Annotated in this window: 25 protein-coding genes, 1 tRNA gene and 1 pseudogene; 10 read left to right on the forward strand and 17 right to left on the reverse strand. The window is 73.2% G+C overall.

The genetic code is table 11. The features are described from left to right. Positions 1-4: 4 nt before the first annotated feature. Positions 5-679: a papain-like cysteine protease family protein gene (locus ACFVU9_RS22910; protein WP_380441572.1), complete on the reverse strand. Its 675-nt coding sequence runs from the start codon at positions 677-679 to the stop codon at positions 5-7. Positions 680-944: 265 nt separating this feature from the next. On the opposite strand from ACFVU9_RS22910, the gene ACFVU9_RS22915 reads away from it, so the two are divergent. Beyond that, entirely contained in the window at positions 945-1,877 is a 933-nt protein-coding gene (locus ACFVU9_RS22915) for a hypothetical protein (RefSeq protein WP_387595953.1), read from the forward strand. A 29-nt stretch (positions 1,878-1,906) separates the two neighbouring features. Here the strand turns inward: ACFVU9_RS22915 and ACFVU9_RS22920 are convergent, their stop codons facing one another. From ACFVU9_RS22920 to mca, 4 genes are all read right to left on the reverse strand, one after another. After that, positions 1,907-2,767, reverse strand: a complete 861-nt coding sequence (locus ACFVU9_RS22920; RefSeq protein WP_387595956.1) for a GNAT family N-acetyltransferase — start codon at positions 2,765-2,767, stop codon at positions 1,907-1,909. 67 nt (positions 2,768-2,834) lie between these two features. Then, positions 2,835-4,883: a thioredoxin domain-containing protein gene (locus tag ACFVU9_RS22925; RefSeq protein WP_380441566.1), complete on the reverse strand. Its 2,049-nt coding sequence runs from the start codon at positions 4,881-4,883 to the stop codon at positions 2,835-2,837. 43 nt (positions 4,884-4,926) lie between these two features. Further along, a complete protein-coding gene (locus ACFVU9_RS22930; RefSeq protein ID WP_329927391.1) occupies positions 4,927-5,118 on the reverse strand; it encodes a hypothetical protein in 192 nt (63 codons plus the stop codon). A 49-nt stretch (positions 5,119-5,167) separates the two neighbouring features. Further along, entirely contained in the window at positions 5,168-6,073 is a 906-nt protein-coding gene (gene mca / locus ACFVU9_RS22935; RefSeq protein ID WP_380441563.1) for a mycothiol conjugate amidase Mca, read from the reverse strand. Between the two features lie 240 nt (positions 6,074-6,313). Here mca and ACFVU9_RS22940 point away from each other — a divergent pair, with 240 nt between their 5' ends. Together ACFVU9_RS22940 and greA are read left to right on the forward strand one after the other, a co-directional pair. After that, complete coding sequence (locus ACFVU9_RS22940; protein ID WP_380441561.1) at positions 6,314-6,727, forward strand: DUF4307 domain-containing protein; 414 nt, start codon at positions 6,314-6,316, stop codon at positions 6,725-6,727. A gap of 304 nt (positions 6,728-7,031) precedes the next feature. Next, on the forward strand, positions 7,032-7,532 hold the full coding sequence (greA, locus tag ACFVU9_RS22945; protein WP_380441559.1) for a transcription elongation factor GreA: 501 nt from the start codon (positions 7,032-7,034) through the stop codon (positions 7,530-7,532). An 89-nt stretch (positions 7,533-7,621) separates the two neighbouring features. Here greA and ACFVU9_RS22950 read toward each other — a convergent pair whose 3' ends face one another. From ACFVU9_RS22950 to ilvA, 3 genes are all read right to left on the reverse strand, one after another. After that, positions 7,622-8,479, reverse strand: a complete 858-nt coding sequence (locus ACFVU9_RS22950) for an ABC transporter permease (protein ID WP_380441557.1) — start codon at positions 8,477-8,479, stop codon at positions 7,622-7,624. Between the two features lies 1 nt (position 8,480). Next, positions 8,481-9,557 carry an ATP-binding cassette domain-containing protein gene (locus ACFVU9_RS22955; protein WP_387595961.1) on the reverse strand — a complete coding sequence of 359 codons (1,077 nt, stop codon included), beginning with the start codon at positions 9,555-9,557 and terminating at the stop codon, positions 8,481-8,483. A 181-nt stretch (positions 9,558-9,738) separates the two neighbouring features. Further along, positions 9,739-10,950: a threonine ammonia-lyase gene (gene ilvA / locus ACFVU9_RS22960; protein ID WP_387595964.1), complete on the reverse strand. Its 1,212-nt coding sequence runs from the start codon at positions 10,948-10,950 to the stop codon at positions 9,739-9,741. A 122-nt stretch (positions 10,951-11,072) separates the two neighbouring features. Between ilvA and ACFVU9_RS22965 the strand changes: the two genes are divergently transcribed. After that, entirely contained in the window at positions 11,073-11,558 is a 486-nt protein-coding gene (locus ACFVU9_RS22965; protein ID WP_380441551.1) for a MarR family winged helix-turn-helix transcriptional regulator, read from the forward strand. Positions 11,559-11,599: 41 nt separating this feature from the next. Here ACFVU9_RS22965 and ACFVU9_RS22970 read toward each other — a convergent pair whose 3' ends face one another. Next, the gene (locus ACFVU9_RS22970) at positions 11,600-12,754 is read right to left on the reverse strand and encodes a cystathionine gamma-synthase (protein WP_380497199.1); all 1,155 of its coding nucleotides are present in this window, start codon (positions 12,752-12,754) and stop codon (positions 11,600-11,602) included. Between the two features lie 116 nt (positions 12,755-12,870). Here ACFVU9_RS22970 and msrA point away from each other — a divergent pair, with 116 nt between their 5' ends. Both msrA and ACFVU9_RS22980 read left to right on the forward strand, forming a co-directional pair. Then, complete coding sequence (msrA, locus tag ACFVU9_RS22975; protein WP_380497198.1) at positions 12,871-13,548, forward strand: peptide-methionine (S)-S-oxide reductase MsrA; 678 nt, start codon at positions 12,871-12,873, stop codon at positions 13,546-13,548. A gap of 136 nt (positions 13,549-13,684) precedes the next feature. Then, positions 13,685-14,047 carry a cupin domain-containing protein gene (locus tag ACFVU9_RS22980; RefSeq protein ID WP_380441546.1) on the forward strand — a complete coding sequence of 121 codons (363 nt, stop codon included), beginning with the start codon at positions 13,685-13,687 and terminating at the stop codon, positions 14,045-14,047. A gap of 51 nt (positions 14,048-14,098) precedes the next feature. Here ACFVU9_RS22980 and ACFVU9_RS22985 read toward each other — a convergent pair whose 3' ends face one another. The 5 genes from ACFVU9_RS22985 to ACFVU9_RS23005 all read right to left on the reverse strand — a co-directional run bounded on the left by ACFVU9_RS22985 (position 14,099) and on the right by ACFVU9_RS23005 (position 19,210). Further along, complete coding sequence (locus tag ACFVU9_RS22985; RefSeq protein WP_387595969.1) at positions 14,099-14,884, reverse strand: hypothetical protein; 786 nt, start codon at positions 14,882-14,884, stop codon at positions 14,099-14,101. After that, entirely contained in the window at positions 14,881-15,432 is a 552-nt protein-coding gene (locus ACFVU9_RS22990) for a SigE family RNA polymerase sigma factor (protein ID WP_380441542.1), read from the reverse strand. The genes ACFVU9_RS22985 and ACFVU9_RS22990 overlap by 4 nt, the downstream gene beginning before the upstream one ends. Before the next feature lie 83 nt (positions 15,433-15,515). Then, positions 15,516-16,799, reverse strand: coding sequence for an Ig-like domain-containing protein (locus ACFVU9_RS22995; protein WP_387595972.1), 1,284 nt, complete (start codon positions 16,797-16,799; stop codon positions 15,516-15,518). A 185-nt stretch (positions 16,800-16,984) separates the two neighbouring features. Further along, positions 16,985-17,323 carry a hypothetical protein gene (locus ACFVU9_RS23000; RefSeq protein WP_380441538.1) on the reverse strand — a complete coding sequence of 113 codons (339 nt, stop codon included), beginning with the start codon at positions 17,321-17,323 and terminating at the stop codon, positions 16,985-16,987. A 486-nt stretch (positions 17,324-17,809) separates the two neighbouring features. Then, complete coding sequence (locus ACFVU9_RS23005) at positions 17,810-19,210, reverse strand: cystathionine beta-synthase (protein WP_380497195.1); 1,401 nt, start codon at positions 19,208-19,210, stop codon at positions 17,810-17,812. Positions 19,211-19,463: 253 nt separating this feature from the next. Between ACFVU9_RS23005 and ACFVU9_RS23010 the strand changes: the two genes are divergently transcribed. The 3 genes from ACFVU9_RS23010 to ACFVU9_RS23020 all read left to right on the forward strand — a co-directional run bounded on the left by ACFVU9_RS23010 (position 19,464) and on the right by ACFVU9_RS23020 (position 23,098). Continuing rightward, the gene (locus ACFVU9_RS23010; RefSeq protein ID WP_380441534.1) at positions 19,464-20,558 is read left to right on the forward strand and encodes an SGNH/GDSL hydrolase family protein; all 1,095 of its coding nucleotides are present in this window, start codon (positions 19,464-19,466) and stop codon (positions 20,556-20,558) included. A gap of 63 nt (positions 20,559-20,621) precedes the next feature. Then, on the forward strand, positions 20,622-21,842 hold the full coding sequence (locus ACFVU9_RS23015; RefSeq protein ID WP_380441532.1) for an acetyl-CoA C-acetyltransferase: 1,221 nt from the start codon (positions 20,622-20,624) through the stop codon (positions 21,840-21,842). 311 nt (positions 21,843-22,153) lie between these two features. Next, positions 22,154-23,098, forward strand: a complete 945-nt coding sequence (locus ACFVU9_RS23020; RefSeq protein ID WP_380497191.1) for a hypothetical protein — start codon at positions 22,154-22,156, stop codon at positions 23,096-23,098. A gap of 102 nt (positions 23,099-23,200) precedes the next feature. On the opposite strand, the gene ACFVU9_RS23025 is transcribed toward ACFVU9_RS23020, so the two are convergent. The 3 genes from ACFVU9_RS23025 to ACFVU9_RS23035 form a co-directional block, all read right to left on the reverse strand. Further along, positions 23,201-23,578: a hypothetical protein gene (locus ACFVU9_RS23025; protein ID WP_380510394.1), complete on the reverse strand. Its 378-nt coding sequence runs from the start codon at positions 23,576-23,578 to the stop codon at positions 23,201-23,203. Positions 23,579-23,697: 119 nt separating this feature from the next. Next, positions 23,698-24,570, reverse strand: coding sequence for a Bax inhibitor-1/YccA family protein (locus ACFVU9_RS23030; protein WP_380441527.1), 873 nt, complete (start codon positions 24,568-24,570; stop codon positions 23,698-23,700). 141 nt (positions 24,571-24,711) lie between these two features. Next, positions 24,712-24,793 (reverse strand) — tRNA-Leu (locus tag ACFVU9_RS23035). Positions 24,794-25,086: 293 nt separating this feature from the next. On the opposite strand from ACFVU9_RS23035, the pseudogene ACFVU9_RS23040 reads away from it, so the two are divergent. After that, positions 25,087-25,194 (forward strand): annotated as a pseudogene (locus ACFVU9_RS23040) (ABC transporter ATP-binding protein); the annotation flags it as partial.

The raw sequence follows: 25,194 nt of genomic DNA on the forward strand, positions 1-25,194 counted from the left end.
CCCCTCACGCGCCGATCCGGTACAGGGAGTGGGTCCACGAGAACGTGTCGTTGTTCACGTAGTACCAGTAGTCCGCCCAGTTGTAGCGGTAGTTGGAGGGCCACGGGTCGCCCCAGTAGACCCAGTTGTTGCCGGTGTCGTACCCGTAGAGGACGTGCATGTGCCCGCCGCCCGAGCTCCACTGGATGCGCGCCTCGATCGGCCGGTTCGCGTCCACCTCGGCCTGCACCGTGCTGTAGCGCAGGTAGCCGGTGACGTACGAACCGGGGTTGATGCCGATCCAGCCGAGCGCGTTCTGGACGTCGCCCAGCGTGGCCTGGCTGTTGGGGCAGCCGGAGTCGACCGAGCGGCCGAACGCCGCGTTGCAGAACTGGTTCTGGCTGTAGGTGTAGCCGAACCAGGTGGCGATGGTGTTCCCGCTCGCCGCCCAGCACCAGTTGGTCTGCTGTTGCTGCTGCATGGTGATGTTGAGCTTCTTGTACGTGCCGGCCAGGTCGGCCGTGCTGCCGGGCGCGGCGGCCTGGCGGACCTGGGCGTGCGGCCGGACCGGGGTGGGGACCCGGTCCTGGCCGGGAGCGGCGGCGGCCGGCGTGGCCGCGGCCGCGGTGAGCGCCGGGCCGAGCACGCCCAGCGCGAGCACCGAGACCGCGCGGCGCAGCCGTATCCGTGGAACTGGCATGGGGGAATGCCTCCTTGCACGAGCAGAGGGAAGTGCTGTGTGGGGGCGCGGTCCGGATCGCGCCATGAGCATCGCGCCGTTGACGAAGGCCGGTCAACGGGCGCCGCGGGCGCCGCGGATCAGGTGTGAACGGGCGTGACCCGGTGTGAACACCGCCCGTGGAACGCCCGCGCGACACGCCCGGACGGGTGACAAACGGCCGGGCTGATGTGAATATTCACGGTCAAATCCTGGGCTCCCCACGCCCGTTCCCCAGGAGGAAGACATGCACCGCAGCGAGCACCCCGATCTCGCCGCCGCGCTGCGCACCGGCCCGTTCCACCTGGCCCTGCGCACCGCCATCACCGCCCGCGGCCTCGCCCTGCACCGCGTCCGGCGCCACCTCGCGCTGCGCGGCGTCCACGTGGGCCTCACCAGCCTCAGCTACTGGCAGCAGGGCCGGCGGCGCCCCGAACGGCCGGAATCGCTCCGTGCCGTCGCCGCCCTGGAGGCGGTGCTGGACCTGCCCGAGCACTCCCTCACCCGGCTGCTCGGCCCGCGCCGCGCCGCCGACACCGCCCCCACCGGCCCGCCCGTGCGCCCCTACCGCGACCTCATCACCCCGGCCACGGCCGTCGACGACCTGCTCGCCACCATCGCCGGCCCCCGCGACACCGGGCTGCACACCATCACCCACATCGAGCGGATCCGCATCGGCCCCGACCGCCAGCTCGTCCGCCGCGACTCCCAGCACGCCCTGCGCGCCCACCGCGACGGCATCGACCGCTACCTGGCCATCTACCAGGGCGACCCGGGCTGCGACATCACCCAGGTCGGCGTCCGCGCCGAGGAGAACTGCCGCCCGGGTCGCGTCCGCCGCGACCAGGCCCACCACCTGCTCGTCGCCGAGCTCCTCCTCGACCGCCGGCTGCGGGCGGGCGACACCCACCTGCTCGGCTACGGCTTCGACGACGCGCCCTCGCCCGGGCCCAGCTGCGAGTACGTCCGCGGCTTCAACTCGGGCGCGGGCCAGTACGTCCTCCAGGTCACCTTCGACCCGGCCGCCCTGCCGGTCCGCTGCCACCGCTTCGCGCTCCACTCGCCGGGCGAAGCACCGTACGAGAGCGAGGAGCTGACGCTCGACGGGCACCACTGCGTGCACCTCGTCGCGACGGCGCTGACCCCGTGCCTGCTCGGGGTCCGGTGGGACTGGGAGTGATCCGCCGCGACGCGACGGGGCCGCGGCCGCTACCGCGTGAAGGCCACCCCCAGGCAGTCCTCCACCGGCCGGTACCCGATCTGCCGGTAGATCGAGTTGCTGACCGGGTTGGCCAGGTCGGTGTAGAGCAGCACCTGCGCGGCGCCCTCGGCGAGGGCGTGCGCCGTGGCGGCGGCCGTGACGGCGCTCGCGTAGCCGCGGCCGCGCCGGTCGGCGGGGGTGTAGACGGGGCCGATGCGGGACATCCCGGCGATCACCGGGCTGTTGCCGGCCAGCGCGACCGGCTCGCCGCCGTCCTCCCAGAGGTGCAGGCCCCCGGCGGCGGTGCGGTCGTCGACGGACCGCGGGATGTCGGGCGCCAGGACACCGGCCTCGGCCGCGAACTCCTCGTACCAGCGGATCACGAGCTCCCGGTCGGCCGCCGAGGCCTGCCGGTGGCGGCCGGCCGGCGGGCGCGGCGGGCCGGTCAGCCGGCCGAGCCGGTACAGCCGCTGGTTCTCCTTGACGGACTGCCGGCACCCGCTGGTCGCCGTCCACGCGGCGGCGAAGGCACGGACCGCGCCCACCCCGCCGGACACGCCGTCGACCTCCGCGAACTCCGGCCCGGCGGAGGCGAGTTCGGCGGCGAGCTCGGCCGCCGCGTCGGCCGGCATGCGGCCGAGCCGGGGCTCGTACGGCGGCGTCTGCAGGAAGGCGCCCAGGACCGGGCCGCCCGGGGCCGCGGTCCACCACCCGAAGGCCGGCGGCCGCTGCCCGAAGACCTGCGGCCCCGACTCGGCGAGCCGGTGTACGACCGTGAGCAGGACGGTGTTCTCGGCCGGGTGCGCGGCGAGGAAGCCGCCCGCCCGCTCGCGGAAGTCGTCGAGGGAACTGCTCAGGGTCCAGGCCATGCGCCATTCTCGCGCCGCCCCGGACACCGCCACCACCGATTAACCGGCCGCCGCGCGCCGCCCGCGGCTACTCGACGGCCACGCCCAGCCGCTCGCCCAGCACCGCCGCGTCCGTGGTCGGCGCGTCGCACGCGAAGTGCCGGCAGACGTACGCGGCGGGCGCCCCGCCCACCAGCGGCCGGTCGGCCAGCAGCGGCACCTCGGTGTCGCCGGTCGCCGGCGCCCCGACCGCCACGACCGCCCCCGGCGCGGTGGCCAGCAGCGCCGCCCGCCGCAGCGCGGCCGTCGCCGGGTCGTCCGCGGGGCCGACGACGGCGACCTCGCGCGGCCCGTCGAGCAGCGCCTCCGCGACGGCGAGGCCCCAGCCGATGAAGCGCGGCGCCCGGGCGGCGAGCGCGCCGACGATGCCGAGCGCCCGTTCGGCGGCGGTGCGGTGGCGGGCCGAGCCGGTGTAGGCGGCGTACGTGAGCAGGGCGCCGGCGGCGGCCGTCCAGCCGGACGGGGTCGCGTTGTCGGTCGGGTCCTGCGGGCGGCGGATCAGCTCCTCGGCGTCGTCGGCGGTGTCGTAGAGCGCGCCGGACGCCTCGTCGGTGAAGTGCTTGAGCACGGTGTCGAGGAGCCCGCCCGCCAGCTGGAGCCACTCCGCCCCGCCGGTGACGGCGTACAGCGCGAGGAAGCCCTCGGCGATGTCCGCGTAGTCCTCCAGCACGCCCGCGTTGGCACCGGCCCGGCCGTCCCTGGAGGTGCGCAGCAGTCGCCCGTCGGGGGTGAGGTGGACGGCGAGCAGCAGGTCGGCGGCGCGCTCGGCGGCCTCGACGAGGTCGGGCCGGTCGAGGAGGGCGCCGGTCTCGGCGAGCGCGGCGATCGCGAGGCCGTTCCACGCGGCGACGACCTTGTCGTCGCGGGCGGGGGCCGGCCGCTCGGCACGGGCCGCGAGCAGCCGCTCCCTGATGGTCTCGAACTCGTCGAAGTCCTCGGGGTCGGCGAGGAGCTGGAGGACGGAGGTGCCGTGCTCGAACGTGCCGTCCGCGGTCACCGAGAACAGCCGGGCGGCGGTGGCGGCGTCGGCCGGGCCGAGGAGGTCCACCAGCTGGCCCGGCTCCCACACGTAGTACGCGCCCTCGGCGGAGGCGCCGGTCTCCCCGTCGAGGCTGTCGGCGTCCAGCGCGGAGGCGAACGCGCCCTCGGGCGTGCGCAGTTCGCGCAGCAGGAAGTCCGCCGTCGACAGCGCCACCCGGCGCGCCAGCGGGGACCCGGTGGCGCGCCACAGGTGCAGGTAGGCGCGCAGCAGGAGCGCGTTGTCGTACAGCATCTTCTCGAAGTGCGGCACGACCCACCCGGCGTCCACCGCATACCGGGCGAAGCCGCCGCCGAGCTGGTCGTGGATGCCGCCGCGGGCCATCGCCTCGCCGGTGCGCACGGCCATCTCCAGCGCCGCCTGCGAGCCGGTGCGGGCGTGGTGGCGCAGCAGGTACTCGATCACCATGGCCGGCGGGAACTTGGGCGCGCCGCCGAAGCCGCCCCGCCGCTCGTCGAAGTCGCGGCCGAGGGTGACCAGCGCCTGGTGCAGGTCGGCCGCCGCGGGCGGGTGGTGCGCACCGGCCGAGTACACCGAGGCCCGCTCGGCGAGGTCGGCCCGGATCCGCCCGGCCACCTCGCCGACCTCCTCGCGCCGGTCCCGCCAGGCGGCCTCGACGCCCGCCAGCACCTGCCGGAAGGACGGCATGCCGTGCCGGGGCTGCGGCGGGAAGTACGTACCGAAGTAGAACGGCTCCTTGTCCGGCGTCAGGAACACCGTCATCGGCCAGCCGCCCTGCCCGGTGGCCGCCTGGACGGCCTCCATGTAGACGGCGTCGACGTCCGGCCGCTCCTCGCGGTCGACCTTGACGGCGACGAACCGCTCGTTGAGGTACCCGGCGACGTCCTCGTCCTCGAACGACTCGTGCGCCATGACGTGGCACCAGTGGCACGCCGCGTACCCGACGGACAGAAGCACGGGCACGCCGCGCCGGCGCGCCTCCTCGAAGGCCTCCGGGCTCCACGGCCACCAGTCCACCGGGTTGTCGGCGTGCTGCAGGAGGTAGGGCGAGGTCGCGTCCGCGAGACGGTTCGGCATGGCCCCATCCTCGCGCATCGGCGCCCGGACGGGGGCCCGGGGCTCACTCCTTCGGGGACTCCGGGTCCTCGGCGAAGTTGACCTTCTTGAACTGCCGGTTCATCGACTTGGCCAGGAACCAGGTGGCCACGCCGAGGGCGGCGAAGACGACGAAGCCGAGGAGACCGGGGGTGACCTTGGCGTCGTCGACGGCGAGGTCGGCGGCGAGGTGGACGAGGTTCACGGGGGCGCTCATATCTCTATGGTGGCCCGGCTCACGGCGAGCCGGGCCATCGGGGGGTGGTTCAGTCGCGCGTGTCGGCGGCCTCGGCCGCCAGGGTGGGGGTGCGCAGGCCGGCGAACAGGTCGTCCTCCGGCAGGTCCACGTCGATCAGGGTACGGGCGAGCTCGTAGTCCTCGGTGGGCCACACCTCGCGCTGGACCTCCAGCGGGACGCGGAACCACGGGCCGTCCGGGTCGATCTGGGTGGCGTGGGCGATCAGCGCGCGGTCGCGGGTCTCGAACCAGTCGTCGCAGCGCACCCGGGTGGTGATCTCGCGCTCCTTGCGGCCGCTCTTCTCCCAGTTCGCGATCCACTCGCCGTAGGGCGACTCGCGGCCCTGCTCGGTGAGGTGGGCGTGCAGCGCGCGGATGCGGTCCATCGGGAAGCCGTGGTTGTAGTACAGCTTCAGCGGCTGCCAGGGCTCGCCGGCCTCCGGGTAGGCGTCCGGGTCCCCGGCGGCGTCGAAGGCCGCCATCGTGATCTTGTGGGTCATGATGTGGTCGGGGTGCGGGTAGCCGCCGTTCTCGTCGTAGGTCGTGATGACCTGCGGGCGGAACTCGCGGATGAGCCGGACCAGCGGCTCGGCCGCTTCCTCCACGTCCTGCAGGGCGAAGCAGCCCTCGGGCAGCGGGGGCAGCGGGTCCCCCTCGGGCAGGCCGGAGTCGACGAAGCCCAGCCAGGCCTGCCGCACGCCGAGGATCGCCCGCGCGGCGTCCATCTCCTTGCGCCGGACCTCGTGGATGTTCTCCTCGACGTACGGGTCCCCCTGGAGCTTGGGGTTGAGGACCGACCCGCGCTCTCCCCCGGTGCAGGTGGCCACGAGCACGTCCACCCCCTGGTCGACGTACATGGCCATGGTGGCCGCGCCCTTGCTGGACTCGTCGTCCGGGTGGGCGTGCACCGCCATCAGTCGCAACTGCTCAGTCAACGCCTTGCGTTCCTTCCATATGGTCCGGGCGCCGGCGCGAAGCCGGCCCGCCCGTCGTCCGAGCCGCACACTCAGGGACCGTGTCACCGCGGGACCGGGCGGCCGGACGTCCACCGGCACGGCCGGGCCCCGCCCCGCCGCATCGGCCGCGGGCGTGCCCCTCCTATAGTGACGGACTGGAGGAGCGTCGCATTCCCCCGCACCACCCGCGCGGCCCTTCCCCGGAGAGGACTCGTCCCGATGACCGCAGACACCACCACCGCCAAGCTGCCCGAGGGGCGCTACGGCAAGAGCGCCGACCGTGAGGCGGACCGCCGCCTGAAGGTCGTCGGCGCGGTCTGCGGCGTGCTGGGCCTCGGCGTGATCGCCTGGCTGGGCGGCTCGTACCTGCTCCGCGAGACGGCGATCAACGGTTCGGTGCCGACCTTCCAGGTGGTGTCGGACTCCGAGGTGCAGCTGCACCTCTCGGTGAGCAAGGGCGACGGGACGGCCGGCAGCTGCACCGTCCGCTCGCAGGGCTCCGACGGCTCCGTGGTCGGCCTGGCCGACTTCCCCGTCCCCGCCGCGGGCTCCGGCTACGACGCCGTGGTCAGCCTGCGCACCACCGCCCGGGGCACCACCGCCGAGCTCCTGGGCTGCACGCCCGCCAAGTGACCCGCGAACCGCCGGGTATCCGGTGGCGCCGCGCCCGGCAACCCGCGCATATTCGATCTCGCGAACGGGCATCCAGACAGGGGCCCGCACCGCTCGCTGTACACCTTGGCGCAACGCCGCCGTCAATGGCGCGCAAACGACTATCCCGCTTGTCGGCAGGACTTGTTAGGCTCGTGGTTTCGCCCCTTCCGCACCGGATGGTACGGGAGCGGGCGTTGCTTTGTAGTTGAGACCGATATCACCACCAACCCCCTGCTGACGACTCACACCCTCAGCACAGCCCCAGCACCTACGAGGAGCACCTGTGACCCAGACCAGTGAGAACGTGACCTGGCTCACTCAGGCCGGCTACGACCAGCTCAAGGCCGAGCTGGATCACCTGACCGGACCCTGGCGCATCGAGATCGCCCAGAAGATCGAGGCGGCGCGCGAGGAGGGCGACCTCAAGGAGAACGCCGGTTACCACGCCGCCAAGGAGGAGCAGGGCAAGTACGAGCTGCGCATCCGCCAGCTCACCCAGCTCCTGGAGCGCGCCAAGGTCGGCGAGGCCCCCGCGGACTCGGGCGTGGTGGCCCCGGGCATGATCGTCACGATCGCCTTCGACGGCGACGAGGACGACACCATGGAGTTCCTGCTCGCCTCGCGCGAGGTGGCCAGCTCCGGCGACCTGGACGTGTACTCGCCGCAGTCCCCGCTGGGCCGCGCGATCGACGGCAAGCAGATCGGCGACGAGGCCACCTACGAGCTGCCCAACGGCCGGCCCGCCATGGTGAAGATCCTCAAGGTCACGCCGCACGCCGGCTGATCCACCCCGGTTCACACCCCCCGGAATACAGCACGGCGAAGGGCGGCCGCGGAGCTCCGCGGCCGCCCTTCGGCACGTCCGGACGGCGATCAGCCCGCGGCCGAGCGGTACTTGCGCACCGACAGCCACGAGAACACCGCCGTGATCAGCACCGACCAGGCCAGCGACACCAGCGCCGCGTGCTGCATCGGCCAGGCGCTGTCCACCGGCCCGACCTGGTTGCCGAAGAGGTCCCGGCAGGCCTGCACGGTGGCGCTGAACGGGTTCCAGTACGCGACGCCCTGCAGCCAGCCCGGCATCGAGCTGACCGGCACGAACGCGTTGGACACGAAGGTCAGCGGGAACAGCCAGATCAGACCGGCCGAGGTGGCCGCCTCCGGGCTGCGCACCGACAGGCCGATCAGCGCGCCGATCCACGAGAAGGCGTAGCCGAGCAGGAGCAGCAGCACGAACGCGCCGAGCGCCTTCAGGATCCCGTCGTGGATCCGCCAGCCGACCGCCAGCGCGACCAGGGCCAGCACGATCACGGTGAACGCCGTCTGGACCAGGTCGGCCAGGGTGCGCCCGACCAGCACCGCCGAGCGGGCCATCGGCAGCGAGCGGAACCGGTCCACCAGGCCCTTGGTCATGTCCTCCGCGATGCCGGCCGAGGCCCCGGCGGTCGCGAACGTGACGGTCTGGGCGAAGATGCCGGCCATCAGGAACTGGATGTAGGAGTTGGAGCTGGCCTGCGTCCCGGGGATCTGGATCGCGCCGCCCATGACGTAGGAGAACAGCAGCACGAACATGACGGGCTGCATGAGCCCGAAGACCACGATCTCCGGGATCCGCGACATCCGGCGCAGGTTGCGCTTGGCGACGACCCAGGAGTCGTGCAGGGTCGCGGAGAGCCCCCGGCGCTGGCGGGGCACCGCCCCGCCGATCGCGTGCTCGGTGGCGGTCGTCATCTCAGCGCTCCGTTCCGGCCGCGACGGCCTGCTCGTCCCGGCCCTCGCCGCCGTCCCCGCCGGCCCCGTCGGCCCCGCCCTTGCCGCGCCCGCCCTTGCCGCGGCCCTTGGCGCCCGCGCCGTTCTCGTCGTCCGCGGACTCGGCGACGTGCCCGGTGAGCGTCAGGAAGACGTCGTCCAGGGTCGGGCGGCGCAGGCCGATGTCGTCGATCTCGATCGAGCGGGCGTCGAGCTCGCGGATCGCGTCCGCGAGGACCCGGGCGCCGCCGCTGACCGGGACGGTGATCCTCCGGGTGTTGCGCTCGACCGCGGGCTCGCCGAGCGCGTAGCCGGACAGCGCCGCGACCGCCGCGGGGACGTCGTCGGCGCGGTGCACGACGACCTCGATGCGCTCGCCGCCGATCTGCGCCTTGAGCTGGTCGGCGGTGCCGCGGGCGATCACCCGGCCGTGGTCGACCACGGCGATGTCGTGGGCGAGGCGGTCGGCCTCCTCCAGGTACTGGGTGGTGAGCAGCAGCGTGGTGCCCTGCTCGACCAGGGTCTCGATGACTTCCCAGAGCGCGAGCCGGTTGCGCGGGTCGAGGCCGGTGGTCGGCTCGTCGAGGAACATCACCGGCGGCCGGACGACCAGCGCGGCGGCGAGGTCGAGGCGCCGGCGCATGCCGCCCGAGTACGTCTTGGCGGTGCGGTCCTTGGCCTCGGTGAGGTTGAACCACTCCAGGAGCTCCAGCGCGCGGGCCTTCGCGTCACGCGCCGTCATCTGGTAGAGCTCGCCGACCATCTGGAGGTTCTCGAAGCCGGTCAGGTACTCGTCGACGGCGGCGTACTGACCGGAGAGGCCGATCAGGCTGCGGACCCGGTTGGGGTGCTTGAGCACGTCGACCCCGGCGACCACGGCCCGCCCGGAATCCGGTTGCAGCAGGGTGGTGAGGACGCGCACGGTGGTCGTCTTGCCGGCGCCGTTGGGGCCGAGCAGCCCGAGCACCGTGCCCTCGGGGACGTCCAGGCTGACGCCGTCGAGGGCTCGTACGTCGCCGAAGGTCTTCACCAGGTTCTCGGCTTGGATGGCTGGCGCCATGGCCTGCCTCATCTCCTCGGACGAAATGGGCGATCTGTCCCACTGTGCCCCGAGTGCGGCAACGCGGGCGACTCGGTTTTCGCCCATGGACAGGGAACGCGATGTATCGCGAGTCTGGCAGCTCACGATATATCGCGTCAAGGGATTTCAAAGACCCGCCCCCGCGGCCGCCGGAGCACCCTCAGGCGCCGACGACGTACCCCGCGTCCCGCAGCTCGCCGACCACCACCGCGCAGTGCTCCGGCCCCTTGGTCTCCAGGTGCAGGTCGACCTCGACCTCCGTCAGCCCGAGCCGCGGGTCGGTCCGCACGTGCGCGACGTCCAGCACGTTCGCGTCCACCCTGGTCAGGACGCCCAGCAGGTCCGCCAGCGCGCCCGGCTTGTCGGCGAGGCGCACCCGCAGCGACAGGTAGCGCCCGGCCGCCGCCAGCCCGTGCCGCAGCACCCGCTGCATCAGCTGCGGGTCGATGTTGCCGCCCGACAGGACGGCCACCACCGGGCCGTCGAAGGTGCCCGGCTGCTCCAGCAGCGCCGCGATCGGGGCCGCCCCGGCCGGTTCGACGACGAGCTTCAGCCGCTCCAGGCCGAGCAGCAGCGCCCGCGACAGCGCGTCCTCGGAGACCGTCCGGATCCCGTCCGCCAGCATGTTGACCACCTCGAACGGGATGTCCCCCGGGCGGCCGACCATGATCCCGTCCGCCATCGTGGCGAAGCGCTCCAGCGACACCGGCCGCCCGGCGGCCAGCGAGGGCGGGTACGCGGCGGCGCCCGCCGCCTGCACGCCGACCACCCGCACGTCCGGCCGCAGCGGCTTGACCGCCGCCGCGATCCCGGCCAGCAGCCCGCCGCCGCCCACGCCGACCAGGATGGTCCGCACCTCGGGGCACTGCTCCAGGATCTCCAGGCCCACGGTGGCCTGGCCGGTGACCACGTCCCAGTGGTCGAAGGGGTGGATGAAGACCGCGCCGGTCGTCTCCGAGTACTGCTGCGCGGCCTGCAGCGCCTCGTCCACCGTGCTGCCGTGCAGCCGGACCTCGGCGCCGTAGTCGCGGGTCGCCGCCACCTTCGGCAGCGGCGCGGCCACCGGCATGAAGACGGTCGAGCGGACGCCCAGGAGCGAGGCCGCCAGCGCCACCCCCTGGGCGTGGTTCCCGGCGCTCGCCGCGACCACTCCGCCGGCCCGCTGCACCGGCGTGAGTCCCGCGATCCGCACGTACGCCCCGCGCAGCTTGAACGAGCCGGTGCGCTGGAGGTTCTCGCACTTCAGGTGGACCGGCGCGCCGATCAGCGACGACAGGTGGCGGCTGCCCTCCATCGGGGTCACCCGGGCGACCCCGGCCAGCATCTTCTGGGCCCCGCGGACGTCGTCGAGGGTGATCGGCAGGTTGCGCATACCGCCAGCCTACGGCGGCGGCGACCGGCAATCCGGCATGCCGGGACTGTTCCCGGGCCAGCCCCGCCCGCGTAATCTGCTGCTTCTGAGCCTCCCTCACCGCACGACGATCGTGAGCCGCGATGACGACGACCTCGCCCCAGGCCACCGACCGCACCGACCCCGTGCACAGCCAACTCCAGTACCAGCTGGCGGTGTTCGCCCGCCGGATGGAACAGGTCCGGACCTCCGACGGCCTCGGCGCGCTGGACCGGGCCGCCTACCTGCTGCTCGACCGCCTGGAGCGGCACGGGCCGGCCAACGTCAAGGCACTGGCCGACGCGCTCGGCGTGGACTCCTCCACGGTGACCCGCCAGGTCGCCCCGCTGGTGGCGGCCGGGCTGGTCGGCCGGGTCCAGGACCCGGCCGACCGTCGCGCCGTGCGCCTCGCGCTGACCCCGCTCGGTGCCCACCGGCTGTGCGAAGTCCGCGACGGCAGAGCCGAGTTGACCCGCCGCCTGGTGGCCGGCTGGCACCCGGAGGAACAGCACGCGTTCTGCGCGCTGCTGGCCCGCTTCAACCTCGCGATGGAGTCCTACACCGCGGACCGGCACGGCCACCAGCCGTAGCGGCGACGCCCTCGGGCGCCTTGGCCGGCGAGTGAGCGCCCTTAGCCGAGCGCCTGCTTGAGGTCGGCCAGCAGGTCGTCGATCGACTCGATGCCGACGGACACCCGGACCAGGTCGGCCGGGACCTCCAGCGGCGAGCCGGCCGCGGAGGCGTGGGTCATCCGGCCCGGGTGCTCGATCAGCGACTCCACGCCGCCGAGCGACTCGCCGAGGGTGAACAGCCGCGCCCGGTTGCAGACCTCGACCGCCGCCTCCTCGCCGCCCGCGACCCGGAACGACACCATGCCGCCGAAGGCCTTCATCTGCTTGGCCGCGATGTCGTGGCCGGGGTGCTCGGGCAGGCCCGGGTACAGCACCTCGCTGACCTTGGGGTGGCTCGCCAGCAGCTCGGCGACCCGCTCGGCGTTGGCGCTGTGGCGGTCCATCCGGACGCCCAGCGTCTTGATGCCGCGCAGCACCAGCCAGGCGTCGAACGGCCCGGAGACGGCGCCCATCGCGTTCTGGTGGTAGGCCACCTCCTCGCCGAGGGCCGCGTCGGCCAGCACCAGCGCACCGCCGACGACGTCCGAGTGGCCGCCCATGTACTTGGTGGTGGAGTGCACGACCGCGTCCGCGCCGAGCGAGATCGGCTGCTGCAGGTACGGGCTGGCGAAGGTGTTGTCGACCACCAGCAGCGCGCCGTGGCCGTGCGCGATCTCGGCGAGCGCAGCCAGGTCGGTGATGCCCAGCAGCGGGTTGGACGGGGTCTCCACCCAGACCGCGCGGGTGTTGGGCCGCAGCGCGGCGCGGACGGTGGCCAGGTCCTGGGTGTTGGCGACGGAGAACTCGACGCCCCAGCGGGTCAGCACCTTGGCGAACAGCCGGAAGGTGCCGCCGTAGGCGTCGTTGGGGATCACGATGTGGTCGCCCGGCTTGAGGATGGTGCGCAGGAGGGTGTCCTCGGCGGCGAGGCCGGAGGCGAAGGCGAGGCCGCGGGCGCCGCCCTCCAGCGCCGCGAGGCACTCCTCCAGCGCCGTGCGGGTCGGGTTGGCGCTGCGGCTGTACTCGTAACCGCCCCGCAGGCCGCCCACCCCGTCCTGCTTGTAGGTGGACACCTGGTAGATCGGCGTGACGACGGCCCCGGTCTGGGGGTCTGCCTCCTGACCCGCGTGGATGGCGAGGGTCTCGAAGCCCTGGGGAAGCTGGTGCTCGGTCATAGGTCGAGCGTAGTGGCCGTTCGCCCGGGCGCCCGCCGGAATGGCGGGACGGAATGGCGGGACGGAATGGGGCGGCGCCTCCCCGCGTTGAACCCTGCGCAACCCTCCCTACCCCGATGGAGCAGGCCGTGCTGTTCAACCGCCACAAGACCTCGCTCGTCCCGGCCGCCCAGGCCCTGCCCGGCCGGGAGTCGCCGGCCTTCGCCCTGCGCGAGCCGCACACCGTCCTCGGGAACCCGCTGGCCGGCCCGTACCCGGAGGGTCTGGAGGTCGCCGACTTCGGGCTGGGCTGCTTCTGGGGCGCCGAGCGCACGTTCTGGCGGGTGCCCGGCGTCTGGACGACGCTGGTCGGCTACCAGGGCGGCCACACGCCGAACCCGACGTACGACGAGGTGTGCAGCGGGCTGACCGGGCACACCGAGGCGGTCCGGGTGGTGTTCGACCCGGCGGTGGTCTCCTACGAGCGGCTGCTGAAGACCTTCTGGGAGGCGCACGACCCGACCCAGGGCAACCGCCAGGGCAACGACGTCGGCACCCAGTACCGCTCCGCCGTCTACACCCACTCCCCCGCCCAGGCCGCCGCCGCGACGGCCACCAGGGACGCCTTCCAGCCGGCCCTGACGGCGCTCGGCCTCGGCCCGGTCACCACCGAGATCGCCCCGGCCGGCCCGTTCTACCCGGCCGAGCCGTACCACCAGCAGTACCTCTCCGACGCCAAGAACCCCAACGGCTACTGCGGCCTCGGCGGCACCGGCGCCTCCTGCCCGATCGGTGTGGCCCGCACCGAGGGCTGACGGCCCGGCGACGGTCCCGGGGCCCGGCCACCCGAGGTGACCGGGCCCCGGCCCGGGCGCAGACTGGAATGGCCAGCAGGGACGGCCCGGCCACCTGTCCGGCGGCCGGGCCGTCCCGCGGGGAGAGGAGCCTGCCATGTCCGGTCTGGTCAGGAAGAACTTCGACGATCCCGAGGAGATCCGCCCCTTCGAGGAGGGCTCGGGCGAGCTGCGGCTGGTCAACCTGGACGCCGGCCCGGTGGGCCGGGCCGTGTTCCAGCCCGGCTGGCAGTGGTCCAAGCACGTGAAGCCGATCGCCAAGACCGACAGCTGCCAGGCCGCCCACCTCGGCTACGTGGTGTCCGGCCGCATGCGGATCGTCATGGACGACGGCGAACAGGCCGACTTCGGCCCCGGCGACTTCATGATCTGCCCGCCCGGCCACGACGCCTGGATCCTGGGCGAGGACCCCTGCGTGATCGTCGACTGGCAGGGCTTCGCCGACTACGCCAAGCGCTGACCCACCCGGGCTCGCTCGGCGCACGCCTCAGCACACGCCTCAACGCACGCCTCAACGCACGGCCGGTACGTGCAGCGGGGACCCGTCCGGCGCCGTGCCGTCGGACGAGGCCAGCAGCCGGCCCTGGGCGTCGTAGACCCCGATCGGGTCGGTCGGCACCCGCGGCGCCCCCGGCAGCTTCCGCGGGATCGAGCTGGGACCGGTGAAGTAGAAGGCCGTCCAGCCCTCCATGCCCGGAGTGACGACCAGGGTCGCGGGGACGGGCACGCCTGCCACGAACTTGACGATCTTCGCCGGAGCCGGCCCCAGGTACATGCAGGGCTCGACGTCGCGCTGGAGCGTGGAGCTCATCTGGCAGTAGACGACCGGCCCGTCGTGCGAGAGGTTGTCGCCCGTGGCGTCCCGGCAGACCGGCGCGGCGACGAACTTCCCGTCCGCGTCGGCCAGTTCGTCACAGCGCTCGGTTCTGGTCACCGAGATCCGGAAGTCGGCGGCGACCTGCACCGGCTCCCCCGGGGCGACCTGCTTCACCACCGGGGACGGCAGCTCCACCGGGCCCGCCGCGGCCGTCGGGCCCGGGGTGGCCGGTGCGAGCGTCGGCCCGCCGGCCGACGGGGTCGCCCCCGCCGCGCTCGCGGGGCCGGCCGGCCCGGTGTTCCCCGCCGTGACCGCCGCCGTCCCGCAGACGAGGGCCACCGCCAGGACGGCCGCCCCGGTCCCCGCCCTGCGCCTGGCGCGGCGGCGGAGCGCGGCGGCGATGACCGGTGCCGGGTCCGGCCCGGCCGCGTCCGGGTCCTCGTTCCTGAGCAGCTCTCCGAGTCTGTCCTCGAAGCTCATACCGTCACCTCGATGTGCGTCGGGAGGCCCGCCGGTCCGCCGGAGCGGTCGGCGAGTTCGGGCAGTGCGCGCAGCTTCGACAGCGCCCGGTGCAGCGTGCTCTTCACCGTGCCCCGGGCGATGCCCAGTTCGGCCGCGATCGCGCCCTCGGTGAGGTCCCCGTAGTACCGGAGCACGACGACCGCCCGCTCCCTGCGGGTGAGCGTGCCCAGGGCCCGGTTCAGCAGCTCCCGCTGGGCCTGCCGTTCGGCGAGGTCCTCGGCCAGCGGCCGGTCCGGAGTGCGGTCGGTGGGCAGCTCGCGGTTGCGCAGCCGGCGCCACCAGTCGCGGTGCTGGTTGACGACGATCCGGCGGACGTACGCGGTGGGGTCGTCGCCGGTGATCCGGTGCCAGTGCAGGTAGGCGCGTTCCAGCGCCGACTGCACGATGTCGTGGGCCCGGTGGGGGTCGCCGGTCAGCAGCTCGGCCAGCCTCAGCAGCTGGCGGCCGTTGCCGGCGACGAACGCGCTGAACTCGGCGTCCTGTCGCTGTCTCTGCTCGCGTTTCACACCCGTCTGACTCCTCGGGCGGACCGCGAGGTTCGGTCCGCCCGAGGAGGAATTCCGGAACGGGTGTGCCCGGGTGGCGCGGATCAGACCGCGCTGCCGGCCTTCCAGTCGGCCCAGGCCATGTTCCAGCCGTTGAGGCCGTTGTCCGGGGCGACCGTCTTGTCGCCGGAGTTCACGACCTCGACGACGTCGCCGATCATCGAGGACTTGTAGAACTTGTAGCCGTCCGTGCCGCCGTCGGCCGCGCCCTTGGCGTCCTGGAGGCCGACGCAGCCGTGGCTGGTGTTCTGGCCGCCGAAGATCGACGACGGGGACCAGTAGTTGCCGTGGATGAAGGTGCCGGAGGTGGTGAGGCGCTGGGCGTGCGGCACGTCGGCGATGTCGTACTCGCTGCCGAGGTTGACGGTCTGCGAGTTCATCCGGGTCTGCGTGTACTGCTCCGAGATGACCATCTTGCCGCCCCACGTCGTGTGGTCGGGCGCGCCGCCGGAGATCTTGTAGACGGCGCTGACCTGGCCGTCCGTGGTGACGGTGAGCTTCTTGGTGGAGAGGTCGGCGACGCTCGTCTGCGCGCGGCCGATGGTGAAGCTCACGTCCTTGGACTGGGTGCCGTACACGCCCTTGGCGCCCTGGACGTCCTTGAGCCGCAGCTGGACGGTCACCTTGGTGCCCTTGGCCCAGTACTCCTGCGGACGGAAGTCGAGGCGGGTGCTGGAGAACCAGTGGCCGACGATCTCGACGCCGGGCGCGGCGACCACGGTGATCGCCTGCTGGACGGCCTTCTTGTCGGTGACCGGCTTGCTGAAGTTGATCGAGACGGGCATGCCGACGCCGACGACCGAGCCGTCCTCGGGGGTGAAGTACCCCACGAAGGTGTTCGCCGGGGTGGCGGTGGTGAAGACGGCGTTGGCGTCCGCCTCCAGCTTGTCCTTGTCGGTGGCGGTGGCGGCGACGGTGTACTTGGTCCCGCTGACCGGCGCGGTGGCGGAGGTCCAGCCGGTGCCGTCGGAGGCGAGCTGGCCGGCCAGCTCCTTGCCGGTGGAGTCGGTGACCTTGACGGTGCCGAGGGTGCCGTTGGCGACGGTGACCTTGACCGGGTCGCTGAAGCTGGCCGCGGTGGTGCCGTCGGCCGGGCTGACGGTGATCACGGCGGTCGAGGTCTTCGGCGCACCGCTCCCGCCGGAACCCGGGGTGCCGCCCCCGGAGCCGCCGGCGCCGCCGGCACCGCCGGAACCGCCCGCGTCGGCGCTCTTGGTGTCGTTGCAGGCCGCGAGCAGGAGGACGGGTGCCCCGATGAGGCCCGCGAGTACACCGCGCCGGCTCCAGTTGCCCCCGGCCGACCGGCCCTGACCGTCGCGTGCCGTCACGTCGCGTTCTCCCTGCTGATCATCCCGGGCATTACGGATACAGAAACGCAATATGCCCGTTCACGGTTCCACCACCGAAGGGTAAGCGATCCTATGAGATGACCCAGCCGGCCTCCGTGCGGAGCCAAAACGCCCGGCCCCCGCGTGCGCGGGCCGGGCGTTTCCGCAGCCGTGGTCCTCGACGACTACTCGGCGGACTCCTCCACCGCGTACTCGTCCCACTCCTCGTTGTCCGGGTCGAACTCGGTCTGGGCCGACTCCCAGGTCGCCGAGGCGAGCTCGACGCCCGGCACGTCGCCGAGCAGCGCCACCGGGTCGATGAAGTGGGCGAGCGAGCCCGACGGGTCCACCTCGATGGCCTCGACGGACTGCGCGCGCTCCTCGTCGTCGAGGTAGTCGTCGCCGGCCACCTGCTCCAGGGCCGCCGCCTTGAGGGCGCCCTCGTCGGTGATCTCCGCGATCAGTTCGATCTTGAGCCGGACGTAGCGCGGTGCGTCCTGGCCGGTCGTTTCAGTGCTGGTCATGCGTGCGAGCGTACGGGAAGGGCCGGTCCCTCGGAGAAGGACCGGCCCCGACCGCACTCCGCCTGGGCTCCCCCACCCGGGAGCCACGGAGTCGCGCCGACCGGCGCGGTGGCGGCTGCGGGAGCCGCCGCTCACCCTGTCGACCGGCCGGAGCCGGACAGGGGCGGGACGACGGCGCCTCCCGCAGCGGTGCCCCTCCCTCCGCGAAGCGGTCGGGGAGAGCGGACACGGCCGGCCGAGTCAGGGCCGCCCGACGTGTCCGGAGCCGACCGCGACCACCGGGGAGCCGCTCCCGGACGGTCACTGTCGCCTCGCTCGGCTTGTTGCCGTTGACACAACCATGCCGGAGCGTTGTTAACCGCGTGATGCGGGGAGGTGACGCCGGTGTACCACTTCGCCCGTGGACGAATCCTGCACATCCGTCCGGCGGGCGCGGCCCGGTGACCGCGCGTCAGCGCGCCACCGGTGCCCGGGCGCGCCGGAGCGTCAGTGCGCGGCGCGACCGGTCAGGAAGCCGAGCAGGTCCTGCCGGGTGACGATGCCCTGCGGCTTGCCCTCGACCAGCACCACCGCGGCGTCGGCCTTCTCCAGGACGGTCATCAGGTTGGTGACCGTCTCGCCCGAGCCGACCACCGGCAGCGGCTTGGACATCACCTTGTCCAGCGCGTCGGTGAGCTCGATCTCCTTCGCGAAGATGCCCTCCAGCAGCAGCTTCTCCACGACCGAGCCGATCACCTCGCCGGCCATGATGTCCGGGTGGCCGGCGCCAGGGGAGACCACCGGCATCTGCGAGACGCCGTACTCGCGCAGCACCCGGACCGCCTCGGCGACCGTCTCGTTCGGGTGCATGTGGACGAACTGCGGGACGCCGCCCTGCTCGATGCTCTCCTTGCGGGCCAGCACCTCGCCGATGTGGGCCTCGTCGGTGGCCGAGGGCAGGAAGCCGTAGTCGGCCATCCAGTCGTCGTTGAAGATCTTCGACAGGTAGCCGCGGCCGCCGTCCGGCAGCAGCACCACGACGACGTCGTCCGGCCCGAGCTTCTTGGCGACCTCCAGTGCGGCGACCACGGCCATGCCGCAGGAGCCGCCGACCAGCAGGCCCTCCTCCTTGGCGAGGCGGCGGGTCATCTGGAAGGAGTCCTTGTCGGACACGGCGACGATCTCGTCCGCGACGCTGCGGTCGTAGGCGGTGGGCCAGAAGTCCTCACCGACGCCCTCGACCAGGTACGGCCGGCCGGTGCCGCCCGAGTAGACCGAGCCCTCCGGGTCGGCGCCGACCACCTTGACCTTGCCGCCGGACACCTCCTTCAGGTAGTTGCCGGTGCCGGAGATGGTGCCGCCGGTGCCGACGCCCGCGACGAAGTGGGTGATCTTCCCGTCGGTCTGCTCCCACAGCTCCGGGCCGGTGGAGTGGTAGTGCGAGGCCGGGTTGTCCGGGTTGGAGTACTGGTCCGGCTTCCAGGCGTTCGGGGTCTCGCGGACCAGGCGGTCGGAGACGTTGTAGTAGGAGTCCGGGTGCTCCGGGGCGACGGCGGTCGGACAGACGACCACCTCGGCGCCGTAGGCGCGCAGGGTGTTGATCTTGTCCGTGGACACCTTGTCGGGGCAGACGAAGATGCACTTGTAGCCCTTCTGCTGGGCCACGATCGCCAGACCGACACCGGTGTTGCCGGAGGTCGGCTCGACGATCGTGCCGCCCGGCTTCAGGGCGCCCGAGGCCTCGGCGGCCTCGATCATGCGCATCGCGATGCGGTCCTTGACCGAGCCGCCGGGGTTGAAGTACTCGACCTTCGCCAGCACCGTCGCGCTGATGCCCTCGGTGACCTTGTTCAGCTTGACCAGCGGCGTGTTGCCGACCAGGTCGATGATCGAGTTGTGGTACCGCACGGGGGTCCTCCCGGTCTATGGGCATGCGAGTGCTTTCGGTAGGGCAAAGCCTAGGCCGTGCCAGGCGCACCGGCCCTCCCCTCGTGCACACCGCCCCCAATGGCCCACCTCCCCTCCCGCCGCCGGCGGCCGCCGCGCCCCCACCGATCGGCCCACGCCGCCGGTAGCCGCACCCCCCAACCGGGTAAGAACGCCGTGCAGACATTTCGTGGCCCCTGGAGGGGGCGGCACGAGGACGCGAAGGGGGCACCGGATGCCAGGGGCACAGGTTTCTCGGGCCCGGGTGGCCCGTCGGATCGCCACCGCCGCGGCGTACGGCGGCGGCGGCCTCGGTCTGCTCGGGGTCGGCCTGGTGGGGCTGCTGCTGACCGAGGGCAGACTCGCCATCCAGGCCATCGGCATCCTCGAAGGCGACCCGCCGAAGGCCGACGGCGTCTACGGCGAGGCCTTCGCGGACGCCGCCACCGGACCGCAGCCGCCGCTCGTGCTCGCCGTCTTCGGCGACTCCACCGGCGCCGGCCTCGGCGTGCTGCGCTCCCGCGACACCCCGGGGGCGCTGCTCGCGGCCGGTCTCGCCTCGGTCGCCGAGCGCCCGGTCCGGCTGGTGAACGCGGCCCGCTCCGGCGGCCGGTCCGCCGATCTCTCGGGCCAGCTGGAGCAGGCGCTGCCGCACCGCCCCGACGTCGCCGTGATCATGGTCGGCGCGAACGACGTGACCCGCCACAGCCCGGCCCAGCTCGCCGTCCGCCAGCTCGGCGAGGCCGTCGCGGCGCTGCGGGCGAACGGCTGCGAGGTGGTGGTCGGCACCTGCCCCGACCTCGGGACGATCAAGCCGGTGCGCCCGCCGCTGCGCTGGGTGGCCCGCCGGCTGAGCCGGCAGCTGGCCGCGGCCCAGACCATCGCCGTGGTGGAGGCCGGGGGCCGGACGGTGTCGCTGGGCTCGCTGCTGGGGCCGGAGTTCGCCGCGCGGCCCGAGATGTTCGCGGCCGACCGCTACCACCCGTCCGCCCAGGGCTACGCGACGGCCGCGATGGCCGTCCTGCCGTCGGTCTGCGCCACGCTGGGCCTGTGGCCGGACGAGGAGCACCCGGCCGGTCCGGGGCGGGCCGAGACGGTGCTGCCGGTGGCGATGGCCGCGGCGGCCGCGGCGGGCCGGGCGGGCACCGAGGTGGCGGCGGTGGAGGCCGAGGGCGCGACCCGCCGGTGGGCGCTGCTGCGCAACCGCCTGCGGGGCGGCCTGCCGGGCGCGTGGGCGGTCGGCGCACCGGGTGCCGGGCTGCCCGGGGAGCCTCCCGCCGCTCCCGGGGACACGTCGGCCAGCTCACACGCCGGTGCTGGTGACGCCTGACCTACCAGGCGGTAACTTTCCTCCCGGACGCCAGTCCGCCGTCAAGCCAGCGAGGAGCCCGTCATGCCCGAAGCCGTCATCGTCAGCGCCACCCGTTCGCCGATCGGCCGGGCGTTCAAGGGCTCGCTCAAGGACGTCCGCCCGGACGACCTGACCGCCCACGTCATCCAGGCCGCGCTGGCCAAGGTGCCGCAGCTGGACCCGCGCGACATCGACGACCTGATGCTCGGCTGCGGCCTGCCCGGCGGCGAGCAGGGCCACAACCTGGCCCGCATCGTGGCCGTCCAGATGGGCATGGACTACCTGCCCGGCGCGACGATCACCCGCTACTGCTCGTCCTCGCTGCAGACCACCCGCATGGCGCTGCACGCGATCAAGGCCGGCGAGGGCGACGTCTTCATCTCGGCGGGCGTCGAGACCGTCTCGCGCAGCGTCAAGGGCACCTCGGACGGCATGCCCGGCACCATGAACCCGCTCTTCGACGAGGCCCAGGCCCGCACCGCCAAGCGCGCCGAGGAGGGTGGCGGCGAGTGGCACGACCCGCGCGAGGACGGCCTGCTGCCGGACGCCTACATCGCGATGGGCCAGACCGCCGAGAACCTGGCCGCGCTCAAGGGCATCACCCGCGCCGAGCAGGACGAGTTCGGCGTGCGCTCGCAGAACCTCGCCGAGGCCGCGATCAAGGCGGGCTTCTGGGAGCGCGAGATCACCCCGGTGACGCTCCCGGACGGCACCGTGGTCAGCACGGACGACGGCCCGCGCGCCGGCGTCACGCTGGAGGGCGTGTCCGGCCTGAAGCCGGTGTTCCGCCCCGACGGCACGGTGACCGCCGGTAACTGCTGCCCGCTGAACGACGGCGCCGCCGCGCTGGTGATCATGTCCGACACCAAGGCCCGCGAACTCGGCATCACCCCGCTCGCCCGCGTCGTCTCCACCGGCGTCAGCGCCCTCTCCCCCGAGATCATGGGCTACGGCCCGGTCGAGGCCTCCAAGCAGGCGCTGCAGCGGGCCGGCCTGAGCATCGGCGACATCGACCTGGTCGAGATCAACGAGGCCTTCGCCGCCCAGGTCATCCCGTCCTACCGGGACCTCGGCATCGACCTGGACCGCCTGAACGTCAACGGCGGCGGGATCGCGGTCGGCCACCCCTTCGGCATGACCGGCGCCCGGATCACCACCACGCTGATCAACTCCCTGCAGTGGCACGACAAGCAGTTCGGCCTGGAGACCATGTGCGTCGGCGGCGGCCAGGGCATGGCGATGGTCATCGAGCGCCTCAGCTGACCCCCGCCGACCTCCAACTGCCGTCCGCCGCACCCCCGGAAGGGTCTGGACCACCCATTTGGAGTGACGCACAGTAATTGAGGGCCGGATCACACCGCGAGGTCGATCCGGCCCTCTTCCGGTTCGTTTCCGACCCGGAAATCGACACTGCGGAGCGGATCAACTCCGCAGCGTAGAACGGTACTACTTAACAATTTGGGGACAAGGGCGAAAGTCCGGGACGAATTAGACATTCGCCACTGCGGTCACACCCCCACATGCGGCAGTGTGGAGAGGTAACCCCGTTCCGCTCCTCGCTAGGAGTACGTTCCGTGAGCGCCGTCTACACCATCCTGCTGCTGATCCTGATCACCGTGTCGGCCGCCGTGCTGATCCACCTGCGCGGGCTCTCCCGCCGGCTGGACGCACAGGCCGCGGCCCAGGCCGCGCCGGCCGCGGTCGACGAGGCCGCGATACGCCGGGCCGTGACCGAGGCGCTCGCCGCCGACCGCGAGCGGGAGATCACCGAGGCCCGGGCGTTCTGGGCCGAGCAGGAGGCCCGCGCGGCCGAGGACGCGCCACTGTTCGACTCGCCCTTCACCGGCGCCTTCTCCGGCACCGACGAGTGGCCGCTCTTCTTCCCCCGCCCCACCGGCCCGCAGGACGCCGCCGACAACGCCGGGACGATGGACCCGGAGTTCGGCGAGGCGCTGCGCTCCGCGCTGGAGGACCTGATCACCGAGGGCGGCACCGCCCCGGCCGAGCCCGGCACCGACGGCGGCGCGCCGCTGCGCCCCGGGCACCCGGCCGGCGCCGAGGCCTCCGGTGACGCCCGCGCCCGCCGCGAGGCCGACCTGATCGCCACCGGCCTGGAGGCCGGACTGCTGGACGCCGAACCGGCCGTCGAGGAGGCCCCGGTCGCCGCGCCGGACCCCCGCCGCCACCCCTCGCACCCCGACTTCGTGCCCAGCCAGGCGCCGTCCCGCGAGTGGACCGACACCCGGCTGGCCACCCTCGCCGACGAGGGCGTCGCCCTGATCGACGTGCGCCCGGGCCCGCTGGGCACGCTGGACGTGTACGCCTTCGCCGACGGCACCACGCTGTGCGTGGCCCCGGGCGACCGGGAGGCCGCCTACCGGCTGATCGACGCGGTCCGGGCCGGCGAGCACGTCCGGCTGCTGGGGGGCTCGCGCTTCTCCGGCTCGTACTCGCTGACGTTCTCCACCGACGAGGAGGCCGTCTACGTCCTCGCCGACCGGGTGGTCGCCAGCATCTGACACCCGCTCACCGCGCGTCGAAGCACGTCGCCGAAGGCCGCCCGGGTCAGCGGGGTTACCGACCCGGGCGGCCTTCGGCATTCGCGCGCGCCCGGGAGGCGCCTACGCGCAGAGCGCCGCCGTCTCGCCGACCGCCTCGACCGCCCCGGCCAGCACCTCGGACACCCGCGCGGGGCCGCCGAGTTGCCGCGGCAGCGCCACCTCGGCGTCCTCCGGCAGGGCCGCGAGCGCGAGCGCCAGGTCGTGCCCGGCGACGGCCAGCTGGTCCCCCACCGCGAACGGGCCCGCGTCCGGGAAGTCCCGCTCCGGCCCGCCCTCCGTGGCACCGCCCAGCGCCGCCAGCCGGCGCGCCAGCGCCAGCACGGCCGCCGCCCGCGACGCGTGTCCGGGCACGGCGCCCAGCAGCTTGCTCTGCGGCAGCGAGCGGAAACGATCCGCCAGGGAGTCGACGGCTTCGACCAGGGGCTGTACGTCATGCATACCGAGAAGCCTAGGGCGAAAGACACGCCCTAAGGGCCCCGAACGCCGCCGGGCCCCGGAGCGGTGTGCTCCGGGGCCCGGCGGCAGTGGGTGGCGGGATCCCCCGCCGGGGTCGTCGATCAGTCGTCGCCGCGCAGGATGGCGATCAGGCGCAGCATCTCGACGTAGATCCAGACCAGCGAGAGGGTGAGCCCGAAGGCGGCCCGCCAGGCCTCCTTCTGCGGAGCGCCCTGCGCGATGGCCTCCTCGATGGCCGCGAAGTCCAGCGAGAGGAAGAAGGCGCCGAGGCCGATGCCGATCAGGCCGACCACGATGCCCAGCGGGCCGGAGCGCAGGCCGAGGTCGGCGCCGAAGGCCAGCGCGATCACGTTGACCAGCATGAGCAGCACGAAGCCCATGGCGATCGCGATGCCGATCCGGGTGTACTTCGGGGTGACCCGGATCCTCCCGCTCTTGTAGGCGAACAGCATCGCCGCGAAGACCGCCGCCGTGCCCAGCACCGCCTGGATCGCGATGCCCGGCAACTTGACGTCGAGGGCGTGCGTGACGGCGCCGAGCGCGAAGCCCTCCAGGGCCGCGTACAGCAGGATCAGCGGCGGGCTGACGCTCCGCTTGAAGGAGACGACCAGGCCAACGACCATGGCCACCAGGCTGGCGCCGATCGCGACGCCGAAGTTCTCGAACGGCAGCGCGAACCAGGCCACCGCACCGGCGGCGACCAGGGTCAGCAGCGTCATGGCGGTGCGCGCGACCACGTCGTCGAGCGTCATCCGCCCGGTGGCCAGCGGGCCGGCGGACGGGCCGTTGTACATCGCGTACAGCTGCTCGTCGCTCAGCGGGGCCTGGCCCGGCTGCTGCTGGGCGTAGGGGCCGCTCGCGTAGGGGTTGTTGCCGTACGGACCCCCGGCCTGCGCGGTGGGCCCGAACCCCGCGTAGCCGGACTCGCGGGTGAAGGAACCCTCCCGCGAGAAGACCGGGTTGCTGCTTCTCATTGCTCATTCCCTCCGTGGCGGCACTGCACCGCCCCGGACCCAGGGTAATGGCTTGGCAAAAATATCGGGATACGCCGCGAGGATGATCCATCGGGAGGACGCTCGGCGGGGACGCCGGCGGCGCCCCCGCGCGTCGAGCGGTGCCCGGAGCCGGACTCGAACCGGCACGGCCTCGCGGCCAAGCAGTTTTAAGCTGCCCGTGTCTGCGTTCCACCATCCGGGCGTCCTGCGAACCACCCCTGAGCCTAGTCGCCCGGCTCACCCTTTCGCATGTTCCCAGCCCGGGAAGTTGTCATGTTTCCTTGCCATCTGACGAACAGTTCGAGATCCGGCCACGGAGCACACCGGTTCAGGCCATCACCCCGCCCTCAGGGTCGGTGTCATACCGCAGGAGGAGAGTGTCGGACACCCGTACGCCCAGGGGCGGTCGGGCCAACCGTCCGGCGGAGCGACGATAGACCATGATCACGCGGCGGAGCATGGAGGTACGAATCCGCTACCCGCAAGGAGCACCCCGTGACCTCGTCGACCGCAACCGCCGTCCGCACCGGCCGGGCGGCCGCCCGCGCCACCGGCCTGAACAAGGTCTACGGGGAGGGCGAGACCCGCGTCGTCGCCCTGGAC

The organism is Kitasatospora sp. NPDC057936 (genome assembly GCF_042887525.1).
Lineage (GTDB): Bacteria > Actinomycetota > Actinomycetes > Streptomycetales > Streptomycetaceae > Kitasatospora.

Bases quoted from the DNA above. Each gene is read 5' to 3' on its own strand.
- ACFVU9_RS22950 (WP_380441557.1), bottom strand. From the start codon at position 8,479: ATGACGACCGCCACCGAGCACGCGATCGGCGGGGCGGTGCCCCGCCAG.
- ACFVU9_RS22970 (WP_380497199.1), bottom strand. From the start codon at position 12,754: ATGACCGAGCACCAGCTTCCCCAGGGCTTCGAGACCCTCGCCATCCAC.
- ilvA (WP_387595964.1), bottom strand. From the start codon at position 10,950: ATGCGCAACCTGCCGATCACCCTCGACGACGTCCGCGGGGCCCAGAAG.
- msrA (WP_380497198.1), top strand. From the start codon at position 12,871: ATGGAGCAGGCCGTGCTGTTCAACCGCCACAAGACCTCGCTCGTCCCG.
- ACFVU9_RS23000 (WP_380441538.1), bottom strand. From the start codon at position 17,323: ATGACCAGCACTGAAACGACCGGCCAGGACGCACCGCGCTACGTCCGG.
- ACFVU9_RS22920 (WP_387595956.1), bottom strand. From the start codon at position 2,767: ATGGCCTGGACCCTGAGCAGTTCCCTCGACGACTTCCGCGAGCGGGCG.
- ACFVU9_RS22980 (WP_380441546.1), top strand. From the start codon at position 13,685: ATGTCCGGTCTGGTCAGGAAGAACTTCGACGATCCCGAGGAGATCCGC.
- ACFVU9_RS22965 (WP_380441551.1), top strand. From the start codon at position 11,073: ATGACGACGACCTCGCCCCAGGCCACCGACCGCACCGACCCCGTGCAC.
- ACFVU9_RS23030 (WP_380441527.1), bottom strand. From the start codon at position 24,570: ATGAGAAGCAGCAACCCGGTCTTCTCGCGGGAGGGTTCCTTCACCCGC.
- ACFVU9_RS22955 (WP_387595961.1), bottom strand. From the start codon at position 9,557: ATGGCGCCAGCCATCCAAGCCGAGAACCTGGTGAAGACCTTCGGCGAC.
- ACFVU9_RS22940 (WP_380441561.1), top strand. From the start codon at position 6,314: ATGACCGCAGACACCACCACCGCCAAGCTGCCCGAGGGGCGCTACGGC.
- ACFVU9_RS23010 (WP_380441534.1), top strand. From the start codon at position 19,464: ATGCCAGGGGCACAGGTTTCTCGGGCCCGGGTGGCCCGTCGGATCGCC.
- ACFVU9_RS22915 (WP_387595953.1), top strand. From the start codon at position 945: ATGCACCGCAGCGAGCACCCCGATCTCGCCGCCGCGCTGCGCACCGGC.
- ACFVU9_RS22985 (WP_387595969.1), bottom strand. From the start codon at position 14,884: ATGAGCTTCGAGGACAGACTCGGAGAGCTGCTCAGGAACGAGGACCCG.
- ACFVU9_RS22930 (WP_329927391.1), bottom strand. From the start codon at position 5,118: ATGAGCGCCCCCGTGAACCTCGTCCACCTCGCCGCCGACCTCGCCGTC.
- ACFVU9_RS23015 (WP_380441532.1), top strand. From the start codon at position 20,622: ATGCCCGAAGCCGTCATCGTCAGCGCCACCCGTTCGCCGATCGGCCGG.
- ACFVU9_RS23025 (WP_380510394.1), bottom strand. From the start codon at position 23,578: ATGCATGACGTACAGCCCCTGGTCGAAGCCGTCGACTCCCTGGCGGAT.
- ACFVU9_RS22925 (WP_380441566.1), bottom strand. From the start codon at position 4,883: ATGCCGAACCGTCTCGCGGACGCGACCTCGCCCTACCTCCTGCAGCAC.
- ACFVU9_RS22910 (WP_380441572.1), bottom strand. From the start codon at position 679: ATGCCAGTTCCACGGATACGGCTGCGCCGCGCGGTCTCGGTGCTCGCG.